The organism is Oceanispirochaeta sp., assembly GCF_027859075.1.
GTDB lineage: Bacteria > Spirochaetota > Spirochaetia > DSM-2461 > DSM-2461 > Oceanispirochaeta.
Genome location: NZ_JAQIBL010000191.1, coordinates 1 through 15,752 on the forward strand (window position 1 = coordinate 1; position 15,752 = coordinate 15,752).

The 15,752-nt window shown below is 47.3% G+C and carries 13 protein-coding genes and 2 tRNA genes; 5 read left to right on the forward strand and 10 right to left on the reverse strand.

The window, feature by feature from the left end:
- The first annotated feature begins 230 nt into the window (after positions 1–230).
- Positions 231–779 (forward strand): FHA domain-containing protein, encoded by a 549-nt coding sequence (locus PF479_RS10450; RefSeq protein WP_298005975.1) that lies wholly within the window; start codon positions 231–233, stop codon positions 777–779.
- 77 nt (positions 780–856) lie between these two features.
- Here PF479_RS10450 and PF479_RS10455 read toward each other — a convergent pair whose 3' ends face one another.
- Together PF479_RS10455 and PF479_RS10460 are read right to left on the reverse strand one after the other, a co-directional pair.
- The gene (locus PF479_RS10455) at positions 857–1,426 is read right to left on the reverse strand and encodes a RhuM family protein (protein WP_298005978.1); all 570 of its coding nucleotides are present in this window, start codon (positions 1,424–1,426) and stop codon (positions 857–859) included.
- 664 nt (positions 1,427–2,090) lie between these two features.
- Positions 2,091–2,162: transfer RNA gene (locus PF479_RS10460), tRNA-Gly, on the reverse strand.
- Positions 2,163–2,299: 137 nt separating this feature from the next.
- On the opposite strand from PF479_RS10460, the gene PF479_RS10465 reads away from it, so the two are divergent.
- A complete protein-coding gene (locus tag PF479_RS10465; protein WP_298005981.1) occupies positions 2,300–3,244 on the forward strand; it encodes a calcium/sodium antiporter in 945 nt (314 codons plus the stop codon).
- Here PF479_RS10465 and PF479_RS10470 read toward each other — a convergent pair.
- Complete coding sequence (locus PF479_RS10470) at positions 3,194–3,907, reverse strand: arginyltransferase (protein WP_298005984.1); 714 nt, start codon at positions 3,905–3,907, stop codon at positions 3,194–3,196. The genes PF479_RS10465 and PF479_RS10470 overlap by 51 nt on opposite strands.
- Before the next feature lie 78 nt (positions 3,908–3,985).
- On the opposite strand from PF479_RS10470, the gene PF479_RS10475 reads away from it, so the two are divergent.
- Entirely contained in the window at positions 3,986–6,145 is a 2,160-nt protein-coding gene (locus tag PF479_RS10475) for a U32 family peptidase (RefSeq protein WP_298005987.1), read from the forward strand.
- Here PF479_RS10475 and PF479_RS10480 read toward each other — a convergent pair.
- The 4 genes from PF479_RS10480 to PF479_RS10495 form a co-directional block, all read right to left on the reverse strand.
- Positions 6,116–7,852: a hypothetical protein gene (locus tag PF479_RS10480; protein WP_298005990.1), complete on the reverse strand. Its 1,737-nt coding sequence runs from the start codon at positions 7,850–7,852 to the stop codon at positions 6,116–6,118. The two genes, PF479_RS10475 and PF479_RS10480, sit on opposite strands and share 30 nt — an antisense overlap.
- A complete protein-coding gene (locus tag PF479_RS10485; protein ID WP_298005992.1) occupies positions 7,842–9,965 on the reverse strand; it encodes a transglutaminase family protein in 2,124 nt (707 codons plus the stop codon). Before PF479_RS10485 ends, PF479_RS10480 begins: the two co-directional genes overlap by 11 nt.
- On the reverse strand, positions 9,952–10,872 hold the full coding sequence (locus PF479_RS10490; protein WP_298005995.1) for a DUF58 domain-containing protein: 921 nt from the start codon (positions 10,870–10,872) through the stop codon (positions 9,952–9,954). Before PF479_RS10490 ends, PF479_RS10485 begins: the two co-directional genes overlap by 14 nt.
- 204 nt (positions 10,873–11,076) lie before the next feature.
- Positions 11,077–12,087: an AAA family ATPase gene (locus PF479_RS10495; protein ID WP_298005998.1), complete on the reverse strand. Its 1,011-nt coding sequence runs from the start codon at positions 12,085–12,087 to the stop codon at positions 11,077–11,079.
- Between the two features lie 51 nt (positions 12,088–12,138).
- Between PF479_RS10495 and PF479_RS10500 the strand changes: the two genes are divergently transcribed.
- Positions 12,139–12,212 (forward strand) — tRNA-Ala (locus PF479_RS10500).
- Between the two features lie 66 nt (positions 12,213–12,278).
- Positions 12,279–13,919 carry a hypothetical protein gene (locus PF479_RS10505; RefSeq protein ID WP_298006001.1) on the forward strand — a complete coding sequence of 547 codons (1,641 nt, stop codon included), beginning with the start codon at positions 12,279–12,281 and terminating at the stop codon, positions 13,917–13,919.
- 27 nt (positions 13,920–13,946) lie between these two features.
- On the opposite strand, the gene PF479_RS10510 is transcribed toward PF479_RS10505, so the two are convergent.
- From PF479_RS10510 to PF479_RS10520, 3 genes are all read right to left on the reverse strand, one after another.
- Positions 13,947–14,219 (reverse strand): leader peptide processing enzyme, encoded by a 273-nt coding sequence (locus PF479_RS10510; protein WP_298006004.1) that lies wholly within the window; start codon positions 14,217–14,219, stop codon positions 13,947–13,949.
- Between the two features lie 86 nt (positions 14,220–14,305).
- Positions 14,306–14,836 (reverse strand): signal peptidase II, encoded by a 531-nt coding sequence (gene lspA / locus PF479_RS10515; protein WP_298006007.1) that lies wholly within the window; start codon positions 14,834–14,836, stop codon positions 14,306–14,308.
- A 1-nt stretch (position 14,837) separates the two neighbouring features.
- Entirely contained in the window at positions 14,838–15,599 is a 762-nt protein-coding gene (locus PF479_RS10520; protein ID WP_298006010.1) for a Nif3-like dinuclear metal center hexameric protein, read from the reverse strand.
- Positions 15,600–15,752: the final 153 nt, after the last annotated feature.

Here is a 15,752-nt window from a genome sequence, read left to right on the forward strand (position 1 = left end):
TCTCAAGGGCCTGTGACGCTTCCGGGCTTTTTTCCAGGCCGAATTGAGTGGCCGCCTCTTTTAGATGATCCAAAACAAGATCCGGTATAGTCTGAACAACAGTATTCATAAGATTCACTTCCTTCCTGGGGGATGAACTTAAGATAACCCTCTATTTCGATTGCCGGTATAGACCATTTGGCATGTTTAGTGATGAAAAAAAATGAAATCTGCAGTATATATATTGGAAGATGCAGAATACAAAGTGGTCCATGGAAGGACTGATGAAAGGGAACTCCCACTGGATTATCCCGGTAGATAAAAATGAAATTCTCATAGGGCGCAGTACGGAATGCAGCCTGATTCTGCAGGCGCCCTCAGTTTCCAGAAAGCATAGTCTCATTAGACTTTTCGGGGAGGGTGTATACCTGAAAGACCTGGGAAGCCGCAATGGGACCTTTGTGAACGGTGTCAGGATCATCGAAGAAAAACAGTTGCGGAACAACGATATCATACGTCTGGGTGAACTTGAATTCCGTCTGAGAGAACTGGATGAAAATGAAGAAAAGACACGCATTGATGCCGGGAAGGAGATAGAAAATGAGTTTATACATCACTATGGTCTTTCCGGCAGAGAAGAAGAAGTCCTCTACCTGCTGCTCAAAGGCCTGAAGACAAAAGAGATTGCCAAAAAGCTTTTTATTTCCCAGGGAACCGCAAAAAACCATGTTCTCAGCATTTATGCCAAGACAGACTGTCACAGCAGAATTGAAATCGCCCGGAAATTTCAGGAGTATTGATGTTCTTTTCAGAGCAGCAAAGTCTACAAGGAGATCAGCTTTTTAGATATCACCCATGAGCCTGTCATGTATTATTCCTATTCAATATGCTGATTATGATTCTTTTTACAGTTTCCTCGGATGTCCAACTTTTCATGGTCGTAATCGTCCAGCAGTTCCAGGCCTTTGGAAAACATTTTCAACATGGCGTTGCTGTCGGCATCCATTTCCCGTTCCATGGCCCGGTTAATGATCCGGATGCCGGTTTTGAGAGTTTCAATTTCCAGATTCTTTTGTTCTAAACGCTTTTCATTGATGGCATATCCCTGAACCAGATAATCCTTTAACCGGGCCGTGGCCCACTGGCGGAACTTTGTGGCTTGAGATGAGTTCACTCTATAACCTACTGACAGTATCATATCAAGATTATAGAAATTCATTTTCCTCTTTTTGCCATCAGAAGCAAGCTGTTCCAAAATGGAACAGCTTGAAGTCTGTTCTAATTCCTTCGCCTTATAAATATTCCCGATATGCTTTACAATGGCAGGTCTGTTGACACCAAAAAGAGTAGCTATAGTATGGGCATCAAGCCAAACAGTATCGTTTTCCAACTGAACCCGAATCTCTGTACCGTGAACAGATTTATATATCTCTACCTTATTTTCCATAGGATTTCTCCTTCTTTATTCGTTCCAGGAGTACACTAAACGGCTCGTAATCAGCCTCTTATTTGCAGGCAAATGAACCTGACTTATAGATTGAACAATCCACCGGGCATCTATCAACATTTGGTCAATTTTATCTCTTGCTATTTGTTCGGGATTTTGATTACTCACAAACATGTCCTTTTCATGGAATCAGACATTCAATCATAACTCATTGATGACGATGAATCAGTATAACTCAAATCCTCAACTGGAGGGTAAAACCTACCCCCAAATTGTGAATTCAGATTCATTCTAACCTTTTTTATTCACATCTCGGGAAAATGTCATGACCATTAAAACAGTTATAAGAGGATTAGACCGGGGAAGGATTTGAACTAGTCTGGAAAACCATTCTCTGTATGAGATTCTTATAAATAATTACTGCATCCTTTCGGATGCAGTATATTTAAGCGAAAGACGGGACTTCTCTCAACCTTCAGGCATCCTGCCTTCAGTCTTCGAGCCGCCTTCGTCACTAAATTGACATCCTGTCAATTTACGCTCCAAGCATTCGCGTCGTGACTATAATAATCATACCAGAGCAAAGCCATTTGCTCTGGTAATTCTATCGAATAGGCCAAAGGGTGGTTCAAGCCCCGAATCAAATTACCTGTGTATTAATTTAAGCGAAAGACGGGACTTGAACCCGCGACATCGACCTTGGCAAGGTCGAGCTCTACCACTGAGCTACTTTCGCAATTATTGAAATATAATAACCGATATCTCTTTATAATCAAGACCTTTCAGGAAGATTTTTTAAATGCCTCTAAGAGAACTTCCCCAAATCCGGCACAGAGAGTAATATTGATCCCATAAGATTTAACAGGTGGTTTCATGATACTTCTTTTTTGGTTTCTGGCTCTAGCCGGAGGATTACTGATTCTCAGTCTCAGTTCTGACTGGTTTGTAACATCCGCCGAAAAAATCGGGGTGTACTTCCGTCTGCCTGCCTTTATCATCGGTGTTGTCATCATCGGATTCGGAACATCCCTGCCTGAACTGGCATCCAGCATCGTTTCTGTCCTTCAGGATCAATCGGAAATTGTCATAGCCAATGCCATCGGTTCCAATATTACCAACATTTTTCTGGTTTTAGGTGTGAGTGCTCTTTTTGCCGGTTCCTATACAATTAAGCATGATATTTTCCAGACAGACCTCCCCTTCCTGGCGGGATCAGCTCTTCTCATTTCACTGATGACTTATGATTTAAATTACACTATTCCCGAGGCGTTGATCTGCCTGGCGGCGTTAGGGCTTTATCTGTACCGGTCCATCACACAGGGTCAGATTTCAGAGCAGATCAAGGACGAGTATGCAGTAGAAATTAAAAAACCATCCTCCATGAATTGGATCATCCTGGTAATCTCCCCGGTTCTGATCACGGTGGGAGCAAGCTTAACCGTCAAATCGGTAGTTGCCATTTCAGAGATCCTGAGGATCGGGACAGAAATCATTGCCGTCACGGCAGTCGCATTTGGCACATCCCTTCCGGAGGTCATGGTCTCCATACAGGCCGCCCGGAAAGGAAAGGGAGACATTGCCGTTGGTAACGTGATCGGCTCCAATATTTTTAATACTTTTGCCGTCATAGGTATCAGTACTCTCTTCGGTCCCCTGAAAATTCCAGAGAGCTATCGCATTCAGACTTTACCCATTTTTATCGGTGCAACCATCATGGCATATTTCATTGTGCAGGATAAAAAAGTGTTCCGCTTTGAAGGAATTCTTCTACTCCTGTTTTATGTCTATTTTCTGGGTAGTTCCTACGGATTCTTCTGATAAGAGGGAAGGAATCCAAGCTCCCTCCACCAGGAGTTCATAGGGATGAAACCGCCCCTTATAGGCCATCCGTGGAGTCTCTTCTATGTAATAGCCCAGGTAGTAGTACTCCAATCCCCGGGCTGCGGTTTCCCTGATTTCTTCCATAACACTGAAACTTCCCAGACTGTAATCTGAGTATTTCGGATCATAACAGAAATATACGGAGCTGAGCCCCTGACCCGCAATATCCAGGATGCCGAAACCTGCCAGAACTCCATCTATAAAATATTCGGATTGAAAAGAAGGGACTCCAGGATTGAAAAAATTCCTGAGGAACTCGTCTTGACTGCTTTCCTGAGCGAATTTCTGGCGGCTATGTTTCTCATAAATACTGTAGAGCTCTTCCCGGAATTTCAAGGGACCAAACACAACCCGGGTCTCCTTGTTTCTTTTTAGGACACGCTTCTGACTTTTTGTGGGGGTGAAGAATGGAGCGAAAACCCTGATGGATCTGCACTTCCGGCAGGAGGGACAGACCGGCCTGAAAAAGACTGTACCGAAACGTCTCCACCGATGATCCAGAAGATACTGAAACTGCCAGCTGTCGAGCTCTGTTCCGGCAAAATACTCCTGCCTGTACACTTCATCCTTGAGATAAGGACAGGTGTCGGGTAATGACAACAAAGGGCTGCTCAAGATCCTCATATCTGGATACTATCAGAATACACCGGAATGAAACTATACATGGAGACCTTCTGAGTGATAGATTTCACCATGAATAAAATTGAACTCCTCGCACCGGGGGGAAATCTGGACGCCGCTATGGCTGCTCTGGAAAACGGAGCCGATGCCGTCTACTGCGGTCTTCAGGAGTTTTCAGCCCGAAAGGGAGCCAAAAACTTCAGCCTGGATCAAATCAGCCGCCTCAGAGAATGGACGTTTCGGAACTCCAGAAAAATCTATATCACCCTCAACACCATATTAAAAGAGGATGAACTGCCCCGAATGCTGGGATATCTGCAGAAATTGGAAGAACTTCAGGTGGACAGTATTATCCTGCAGGATCCGGGGCTTGCCCGTATCATAAAAAAGGATTTCCCAGGATTAACCCTTCATGGATCGACACAGATGGCGGTTCACAATCATTCGGGCCTTCAGATTCTGAAGGAGATAGGCTTTTCCAGGGTGGTCCTCCCGCGGGAAATGACAATGAAAGAAATGGCTGTCTTCAGGAAAGCCCTGCCGGATATGGAGTATGAAGTCTTTATCCATGGGGCTCAATGCTACAGCTTTTCGGGGATGTGTCTGGCTTCAGGCATGCTCTTAGGCCGTTCTGCCAACAGGGGAGAGTGCGGTCAGATCTGCCGGACCTGGTTTGACAGAGAGATGGACAGAGGCTACTTCCTCTCATCCACAGATTTATGGGCGGGCTCCCGGGTTCTTGATCTTGAAGAGATAGGCATCACCTCCCTTAAGATAGAAGGAAGGATGAAGTCTCCTGCCTATGCCGCCGCGGTATCAAGCTATTACAGGGCGATCCTGGAGAAGCAGGCTCCCGAAGAAATTAAGACCCTGGAAGAGAACCTGAAGGTAGCTTTTTCCCGAAACTCCGGGATCGGGCATCTGAAATCGGCGAAAGGACAATCCATGGTCGACAGGGAGTTCCCGGGACACAGAGGCCTTCTACTGGGAAAGACTCTGGGTGGCAAGGGAAACTCTCTTATCATTGAAACCAGTCACACCCTGTATAAAAGAGATGGCCTGATGTTTGTAACACCCAGGGGTGAGGCTCAGTCCTTTTCACTGGATATGAAGGGCAATACAAAACTGGAACCAGGAAAAGTGAGTATCCCGATCCCCTTCATGGCCCCCCCAAAGGGTACGGAACTCTTCAAAATCCAATCTCATGATAATCACACAAAAAGCCTGAATGAGCAGAGTCTGCCTTTATTTAAAAGACCCCTGTCAGCGGAGCTCCGCCTCTCACCAGACAGAATAACCCTGGAGGTACCCGCCTTCGGGTACAGCAGAGACTTCCCTCTCTCTTCCGAGGAATCTACTGGTTCCAGGGGGCCGGAAGAGAAAATCAGGAATGAGTTTTTAAAATCCGCCGATTACAGTTTTATACTCTCAACACTGTCCATTGAGGGGCTTGGTATCGATCTGGACAGTCGCTTCATTCCACCTTCGGTGCTGAAGAAAGTCCGTCAGGAAGCCTATAGAACCCTGGAAGAAGCTCGCCAGCTTCAGGATCAGCGGAGACTCATGGAGCTGCAGAAGGAGCTCATCGAAGACGCTGGAAAGATCAGTATAGGAAAAACAAGACTTCCCCCCCGAAAAGACCTGAATCCGGAATCACAGGCTCTGCCGGTGCTGACACCGGGCAAAATCCGGACAGCCCGGGTGATAAAAGTTGATGATCGTCCCTGTCTGCCCCTGAGTCCATTGATATTCCCCGGGGAAGAAGGGGCCTTCAAAGAAGAACTGATGCGGTTAATCGACAAGAAAGGAAGCCTGATCGGCATCAATAACTGGGGGCACATCCAGATGTATCGGGATTGGAAAAAGCAGAACAAGGCCCTCCGATGGTACGGAGATACAGGGATGCTTCTGGCCAACAGCCAGGCTCAGCTCCTGATGGAAGAGCTGATGGGTCTTGAGACAGACGGCTCTTACGGATGGATCGAGGCCGAAAAATCCGAAATTCCCGACTTCTTCAGTAAAGTAGGAAAAGGATTCAAACCGCCTCTGTTCATCAGCCGGAACTGTTTCAAGAAACACAGTCTGGGAGGCAGCTGTCATGAATGCCGCCTCTCTTTCGAGTATGATCTGGATCAAAAGGGCAGAACCTATAAGGTCATTGTTCAGGACTGCCTGACCTGGATCTTTTTAGGGGAAAAAAACCTGCATTCGAAATGACCGGGCCCAGTCTTCCAGGACTCCGGCGGATTTCGGGTCTTCGGAGACGGCCCCCGAGGTGATGACAGCCCCCTCAGCGTTTGTGAGGGAATAGCTGAAGACCTCAGCCATATTGATTCTCAGGATCAGAGCCTCTTGAAAGTTTCCTGACGCTTCTGAGCGGAGAAGGAAACCGCTGCCCTTTAATAATCGGCGGATCTTCCTAGTCTGAGCGGGTCCTACTTTTGTTCCGCTCAGACGGAGAGACAGGGGAAGCCTGAGTCCATACTGAAGCAATCCTCCCGGATTCCGGGAATATACTTCGAGAAGGAGGAGATCCTTCTGTTGCGAATCGCGCCGTTTCAGCAGGAGGGCCATTTCTCTGAGAGCTTCTTCACGGGGCTCTGCTTCCCAGACCTGGTCAAACTGTAGGGCAGCCTGATTCAAACGCGTCCTGTCCCCCTGTTCACGGCCCAGCTCCAAATTATACCAGGGAGCCGCTTCGGGAAACACTTCCAGAGAATAGGCTTTGTTGTAGTACTTTTCTGAAAGGGAAGAGAAGCCTTCGGTCGCAGCCGCCAGAGTCAGGTTACCCCGGAGAACACTGCCTCCCTTTAATTGAGACTGACCTTCTTTAAAGGCCATGGTCCGGTATTTTATTTTGTAATACTTCGATTTAATAAGATATGAAACCCTCTCCAGGAATCGGGAGACCTTTTTCTTGACTCCCCACTCCCGGAGCAGGCTGGTCTGGAAGAAAAGCCCCCGGTACAACTGATGATACTGCTGGTAAAGATCGAGGGTGAACTGCTGCCGGTTCAAGCCGTAGTAGTACAGCCAGGATTCATCCTTACTTTCAGCAATCTTCTTCAACTGCTGCAATGCCAAAGATAAGAATCCCCGATTCAAATACAGGGCGACCAGATTGCTCCGGGACAGGGGCGTTTCATCCAATTCTATGGCCTCCAGGAATTCCTCTTCCGCCCGGGAATAATTTTGCCTCAGCATGTTCAGATCTCCCAGGGCAAGATGCCCTCCCGAACGGTTCATCAACTCCAGGGACAAGGAGGCATACTCTGCGGCGGCATCATAGTCATAGAATGATTTTTCCGCCAGGGACAGGTTGTAATATCCTACCGAGGCAAAATAGGAGTCCTGTTCTTCCAGGGCATCATGGATGGCTTCCAGATAGTAGAGCCTGCAGGATTCGGGTTCATTCATTTCTGAATACAGGGTTCCGAGGGTGAGGGAAAGGTTCCGGTCAAATTCTTTTTCCAGAGCCGCTTCTATAAGAACAATGCCCTTTTCCGGCTGATGAGTCTTGTAATACATCCATCCCATATCATCCAGTAAAGCCTCATTTCCTTCCTCATAAAGGTCTTCCAGATACTCAAGGGCCTCAAAATTTCTATCCAGGTACCCCAGGGTTGAGGCAACGTTCTCCCGAAGGATACTGTCACCAGGATTGAGACTCTCGGCATCCCCGAAGGAATTCATAGCCAGGGAGTAGAGTTCCCGGCTCTTATAAAGATCCCCTCGGGCCATGGGAAACCGGAAATCCCCAGGGTACTCCCGAAGTCCCTGGTCCAGAAGATCGAGAGCCTTGTCAAAAAAATCGGCGTCTACCGCTTCCTGGATTTGAAGAAGAAGATCCCCGGGATCGTCCTGGGCAGAAAGGCTGATGAACCCTGCCAGACAAAAGAAAGCAAGAATGATCTTATTTTTCACGGGAAGCTCCCTTGAGAAAGAGAACCAGGAAGTAGCGGATTTTCCTGAGTCCCCCCGCCCGGACAGAAAGGGATTTTCTGAATCCAGCTCCCAGATGGGAGAGAGTCTTCAGATCCTCCAGGGAGGACCTCCCAAAGCGGATCTTTTCATATAACCCGATGAATTCTTTCAGCCCAGGATTGGATCCGGCCTCGAAGGAAGAAGCAAAGTCTTGAAATGATTCTCCTCTTTTTCGTCTCCTCAGCTGGGATTCGGCAAGAATCATATGCAGATGAAAGAAGAAGGATGCCTTCTTCCGGGAATCCAGAGGGATAAGGAGTGTTCGAATCCTGTTGAAAATACGCAACAGCAGCAGAAAAACAGAGAGGAGACACAATAATTTTATCCCGAATAAAACAGGCCGGGAACCCTTCTGGTTCCACCAAAACCGTTTCCGCCGTTCTTCCAGGTTCGTCTCGGATGCTTCCACGGCCTTCAAATGATCCCGGTTATCCAGAATCTCTTTCAGGTAGGGTTCCATCTCCTGTGTTGAAAAAGGAACAAATTGAAACTCCTCCCCGGGAGCCGGGATCTGAGAGGTCGGATCAAATTCAATCCAGCCATACTCGGGAAAATAAACCTCCACCCAGGCATGAGCCTGATTAGCTTTTACGGGGTAATAGTTTAAGACCCCGCTTGAACCGTCGACCCAGAACCCCAGAGCCACCCGGGCAGGAATACCTACGCTGCGGCACAAAAGAGCCATGGAAAAGGCAAAATAGGAGCAATACCCTTTCCGGGTTTCAAAGAGAAAATACCGCAACTGATCTCCTTCTACCGATTCTCCAGGATGGAGAGAGTAAAAAAAGTTAAGCTGAAGGTATTCTTCAATGGCGATGACTCGATCATAATAGTCCTCTTTTCCCTCAACAAGCCTCTCCGCAAACTCCTTGATATCGCCCTGTGCCCCATAATTTGTATAATATTCCAGAAATTCCTTCTCCTGACCAGAAGATCCTTCCAGAGTCTTTGCTTCAAGAAGATCCCAGCCCCAGGATTGAGAAACCATGGATTCCACCTTGTACATTCTGGAAAAAGAGGACTGTTCCCAACTCTGATAGGGCGTCATTGAGACCGGGCTGTTCAGACCAAGAAAGGCGGAAGAATCGAAGTTCACCAGAAAGTACTCCTGAACCATCCTTTCTGTCAGGAGAAAATCAGGGGAATCCCAGGTCTCGGGCTGTTCTCCAACAAGGTATTCCGGCTGAAGACGCCCGGGGACCTCGAGAGTCCCACCGGGAACCCGGAAGAATCCTTTTTCAACCGAATAGTCAGAGAGGACGAACCGGCGGATCATAAAATCATCACCAAGGCCCTCTTTTTTCATCATGAAGACAAGATCATCTTTCATAGAAATTGAGCTTTCAAGACTGAGAAAATCCGAAAAATCAAACCGGAAGAGAGAAGACTCCAGCAATCCGCCTCCCTCTTTCAGGGACTCATTCCTGTAGTTGCGGTTCAGGAGCATGAGGGATAAAAGAGGAATGAGAAGCAAAAGAACCAGAGTGGGGAAAACAGTGATGAATCGGCCCTTCTCTCCGGCGGTCATGACCAGAAGGATCTGAAAAATGAGAAATAGGAATAGAACCCCATAGCCGGTCATCAACTTATCCAGAGGCAGAAGTAGCCGCCATCCCGACCGGCTCATGAGCAGGGAGAGTATCAGAATATAACTGAACACCACCAGGTAATGACTGAGCCGCCCTCGCCGGGCCAGGATGGTCAAAACTCGAGCCAGAAGTATACAGGGCAGAATCGGAAGCAGATAATTGTAAAACTGCAGCAGGAAAAGGTCATGAGGGAGAGGCAAAAGGACCGCCAGAGGAGCCAAAAGTCGGATCAGGGGAAACAGCAGCAGAAACAAGAGGGCCACTAAAAATCCAGTCATCCCGGGATGCCTCGACGGAAACAGAGTCAGGATTCCTCTCGTGGTCAGAGAAATGATAAGACCCAGGATAAGAAAAAGAATTATTCCACCGCTAAAGGAGAGAGCCCCTGAAAAATTCATCCAGAGGATGGAAAAGAGGAGATATTGCTGGAGGCGGTGCAATAACGGAGGATTAAGCCTTAACAAAAAGCCAGCCCTCCCTTGTATCGCCACGGAATTGGGATGATGGAAGGATGAGAATGCGAACCGCCTGAGGGTATTCCCTCTCCATAAGAGCCAGAGAATCTGAAGAGGGAGTCCCAGTTGAAAAATAGTAGAGGATTCCAACAGAACCCCGGTTTGTCCAGGAGCCTCTTTCCAGAGGCTCTGGTGGAAGGGACGCCAGAAGATTCTGCCGATCCCTCAGGGAAAGTTTTCCCAGGTCAGCCACCCCGGTATCCCCGGGGAAAAGCCCGGAAACCTGCAGACCTTCTTCGCTGAGGGAATCAAGAAGCCCCGCCAGTACCCTCAGGATCTGATCGACTTCGACAAAGGACTTAACCCGCTGAAGTCTTCGGAAATGAACCGGAGGAGGCGCATCCACTATAAGAAGAGCAGACTTTCGGGAAGGAGAGAGACTGCTCCCCTCCCGGATAAACAGTTCCTCATGGCGAGCCAGCATTTTCCAGTGGATTCTCCGGGGATCGTCTCCGGGATAGTAAGGCCTGACTTCAAAAAAGTCCTGGTTTTTCAGGAAAGAGAGAAGAGACTGCCGCTCCGGGGCCTGAATACTGGAAGTCGGCATACCGCTGATCCGGGCTTGAGGAGAAGGATAAACCGTGACTTGCACAGGAGCCGTCCCCCCTATGGAGTATGCAAAAAAACCGGCCCAGTCAGTCAGAATCAGACGGAATCCCGTGACACGATAGGTTCCCCGGGGCAGAGCATAAGGGCCTTTCTCACAGGGAATTCTGATATGGACCCTCCTGAAAGGGTCCCAGGAAAGATCCATGACTAGAAATGTTATTAGATTCCGAATCCGGGGGAGCCCTGTCAAGGTAGAGAAGACATCCTGTGTATCAGAAAAACGGCCGGGAAGGGCCGGACAAGTCAATTGTTTTATATTGATTCCCAGCCAGAGGACAAAGGAAAAAAATTGAAAAAGATAGAGGATTATAAATGACAGGGCCGTAGCGAAAGGTATGGATTGGCCCGCCAGAAATGACCAGATCAGAAATCCCCAGGAGGCAAAAAAAAAGCGAGTCCCCCGGGATGAGTACGCAGCTGGTGGAGTTTTAAAAATCCAGAAAAGAGTCGATTAGAGGATTCCATCACACTCTTTCCAGCAGATATCCCGGATGATTTCGGAACAGTTGATTTCAGATGAAACAGGATTTGCCCGGTGGGTCAAAACGGGAACAGCCATATCCCGAATATCCTGATCGCTGATATAGTCCCGGCCTGAGAGCCAGGCCAGTCCCCGGCATGCCGCCATAAGCATCAAACCGCCTCTGGGAGAGACCCCTGATTTCAAATCCTTATGGCATCTTGTGGCTGCGGTTATCTTCACTACGGCCTTCATCAGACTCTCTTCACAAAAAACAGAGTCCACAGAACTGCGGCAGTCCAGGAATTCCTGAACCGTGCATACACCCTTCAAAACAGGCAGAACCGTATGGGATGGATCAGCCTTGAGAATAGCCAGTTCAGAGTCCTGATCCGGGTATCCCGGTGTCAAACGGAGCATGAATCTATCTTTCTGAGCTTCCGGCAGGGGATAAGTTCCCTCATGATCCAATGGATTCTGGGTTGCCAAAACAAGAAAAAAATCCCGGAGAGGATAGGTCTTTTTTCCCAGAGACACCTGCTGTTCCGCCATGACTTCCAGCAATGCGGCCTGAACCTTGGGTGTGGTCCGATTTATTTCATCAGCCAGTAGGATATGAGTAAAGACAGGGCCCGGGCGGAATTCAAAATCAGAGGTGTCCCTGTTCCAGACATCCACACCCGTAATATCATAAGGGAGAAGATCCGGAGTAAACTGAATTCTGGAAAAATCAGAAGAGCTGATAAGAGCGGAAAGGGTCTGGGCCAGGGTTGTTTTACCTGTGCCGGGCAATCCCTCCAGCAGAATATGCCCACCGGCGATAATTCCGGCGCAGAAAAACCGCAGCAGTTCATCCTGCCCTTTTATAACTTTTCTCATTCCCTGATAGAGAAGTTCGGGAATTTCCCGGGATATATCCGAGATTGAACTGTGGGGGGAGGGTTTTTCCATTACCATTATTATATTGACGGAACGGATAGAATACAATAAATTTAATTTCATAGATTATATTGACAGCTTTCAGTTATGCCATTAATATGGCGTTACCTTTACGGGGGTGTAGCTCAGTTGGCTAGAGCGCGTGAATGGCATTCACGAGGTCATGGGTTCGATTCCCACCACCTCCATTTGAGAGCTGAAGATTACTGGAGACCAGTTGACTTCAGCTTTTTTTTTATCAACAGGAAAAGAATATGGCAGATAATGACATTTTTTCTGGCGACATTGATCCGGAAATAGCTTCCCTCCTCGGTCTTGATGAATCTTCAACACTCGAAGCGCCCGATTATAAAAACCTCTTCAATGAAGGCGGCCTGAATGAAACAGAACAGGCCGAAGAGTCTCATGATGATATCAGTAGAGAGACTTTCTTTTTGCCGGAAAAGGACAGTCAGGAAACCAATCCCCTGTTTTCCAACGCCAACTACTACAAATCCATCCTTAATGGTGCAGGAGACCTGGCTCAGGAAATACATGAGAACATGTCCCAATTCCTGAAAGCCGTCGATACTCAGGATAAAATTAAATTCAGAACAAGACTGATCAGTCAGTACTGGGAACTCTACGGCATTATTTCTTCCAAGGTGAGGAAACTCCAGATAGAACCGAAGAGAATGCTTCTCCGCTACGGCCTGCTCCTGCCGAACATCATTTCCGCCGATCAAAGAGTAATGCTGGGCAGCATCATTCAGGAGAATGATACAGGGGAGCCCATTTATTATGTGGATGAATGGCTGGAAAAAGTAGCTTCCGGCATGGTTTCACCCCTGGCCACAGATGATCTGAAACCCACCAAGCGGTCGGGAGATCAGAAAATCAAGATGCAGTTGGATAAATCAAAAGGAAGCAGGGAAGCCCACCTCAGCACCCTGATGAATCTTCAAAACAAACGACGCTCCCTGGAGGAGCAATTGAAAAGCCGGGTCAACGACCTGAGCAGACATACCAAAAATTCCATTTTCACCCAACTTGAGAGCCTTTATGCCGTGAGTCAGAGCCAGGCTTTGACCGAGGCGATGAATACAATAAGAGAGCTCTCTTCACTCCATAAAGATATGACACTCCATTACAACCAGCTGAACAGTGCAGACCAGGACTACAGAAAGCTGGAAAAAAAGGCCCGTGAGAGCGGGACGATTTCAGATATAGATCCCTCAGAGCTCCAGAAAGAAGCCGGTAGTATCAGGCAGATGGCAAAACTCTGTGTCGGACGCCAGGGAAATCACTTCCCCATCCTTATGAGTCAGTTTTTTAAACCCCGGATTCAGGCGGTTGCCACAAGAGAGAATGTCATCCGGATCCTCTTTGATATTGAATCCCTGGATAACGGATTGTTCCGCAGGACCTTCAGACAAAAGACCAATAGGATCACACCCCACATAATACTGATTCCCTGCTACGGAGACTACGGCATCTGCTGGGAACCCTTTGAGCGCTACAATAGGGCAACCAGTCGTGGCAGGATAGCCATACCTCTCTTCCCCAAGGACCTGAAAACGGCAGTTCTCTTTGCTATTGCCGACCTCAGATGGCAGGTTGCCAAGGAAAAAGCCCAGCATTACTGGATGGAAGAAGGTCTTACCGGACACTACTATCAGTATTTCTCCGACAGAAAACTCCGGGGCGATGTACGATTGAAATTCATTGAAGACTATATTCTCTGGATCACAAAGGAAGGAGAGGGTGTTCAGAAATTGGACAAAGAAGTCCGGGGTATTTTTTGGCGGGACATGCCCTTTCCCCAGGCATTAAAAGATAATTTGAGAAAAAGAGGCTTTGTTTATAACGAACTTTATAAAAAAGATGTAAACCGGGCCGCCTCAGACGGTTATTGATAATTCTGAAAACCGGAGATCAGGGGATCAGCGTTTTCGTGAAAACAGGGGATGCATATAATTTTCAAGATTCCACTTCTTATTGATCATCTTAACGATCTTTGAGTAAAGGAAAAAAGAGCCCACCACAGAAATTCCGATGATCAGCAGAAAAATCAGCATTTTCATATTGCTGTCTGTCTCAGGAGTTAGAACCAGGTTCCCGAGATACAGGAACAGAAGAAATAGTCCCAGCATCAGAATGATATTCACGATTGTACCGCCCAGCATAAACAGAACTGTATTTAATTTTTTATTCATCAGTTTTTTTCTCCTTGTTAAGCTCTCGGTTTTTTCTTATGAAAAAACCTGCCGCTAGATGATAAAAAAGGTCCCGACGCTTTGCGTCATCCCTTTTTATCATTCTCCTTCCCCCAGAATGATATAAACAGGAGGATTCCGCAGACAACCACAGAGGCATCGGCAATATTAAAAGTAGGCCAGCGTTCCAGGCCGAAGAGTCCATAAAAACGTACATCCAGAAAGTCAACGACACCTTCCGTACGAAAGATCCTGTCGATCAGGTTTCCGAATCCCCCCCCGAGTATCCCGGCCAGACAGAATTTCTGAAAAACCGTTTCTTCCCGGGACCGGACAATATGTACAGCCAGAAAAATCAGAACAAACAGGGGCAATAAAATAAACAGAGCATGTCTCAACTGCAGGGGAAGATTATCTCCCATGCTGAAGGCAACTCCGGTATTCCTGACATGGATCAGTCGGAAAAAATCATTCCCCACAGAGTAAGCGATGGTTCTGAGTGGAATCTGTGAAACCACCAGGTATTTGCTCAGCTGATCAGCCAGAATCAAAACCAGGGTTAGGAGAAAAGGTTTCCAGTTTTTTGTATGCTTTTCAAGATCCATAAAAGCTACCATATCAAAGTCCTGTGGGAACATCAATGAATTCGACAGGGATTCCCAGCTCTTTTGAGACCTTTTCCTGAACCGCCTGTACTCCCCGGATCTCGGTCATATAATGGCCGCCGAAGAGAACATTAATGCCTGCTTCCAGGCACTGATGATAGATGTTATGGGAGGCATCACCGGTTATGTACAGGTCCAGCCCCTCCTGGATGGCGGTACTCACTTCGTGAGTACCGCCCCCAGAGATCATACCCACGGTACGTATTTCGGCCGGTCCGAAGGGGAGCATGCGGGGATTGCTTTCCCATCCTCCGAATAGGGCTGGTACAACATCATCCCGTCTCAAAGGGGATTCAAGGCGCCCCTTTATTCCAATTTTAAAGCCTTTGTAATCAGAGAATCCTTCCTGATCCACCAGACCGAGGATCTCTGCCAGACAGGCATTGTTGCCGTAAACAGGATGCATATCCAGGGGCAGGTGAACGGCATAAAGAGCCAGGTTGTGATCCAGAGCTATTTTGACTCTCTTATAATGGGAGCCGCTGATGGCCACAGGTCGCCCCCAAAACAATCCATGATGTACAAAGAGAAGAGATCCTTTCAGATCTGCGGCCTTCTGCAGGGTCTCAAGACAGGCGTCTACCGCAAAAACAATCTTTTCAATCTCTGCTGATTGATCACCGATCTGAAGCCCATTGAGTGAAATATCAACTCTTTCCATTGATTCAATTTCCAGGAATGAACGGCACCATGTGTCAAATTCAAGAATATTCATTGTCCTATTATATTCGAAAAAAACCGTCAATGCGAATTTTTAGCAGGGAGATTATATTTAAATACTAGAAGAAAATCATCCCTATCGAAAAGTGAACTTGACAAGTGCAGTCTCAGAGCTATAATTTTATGGTTGATATATACTCAAAAATGG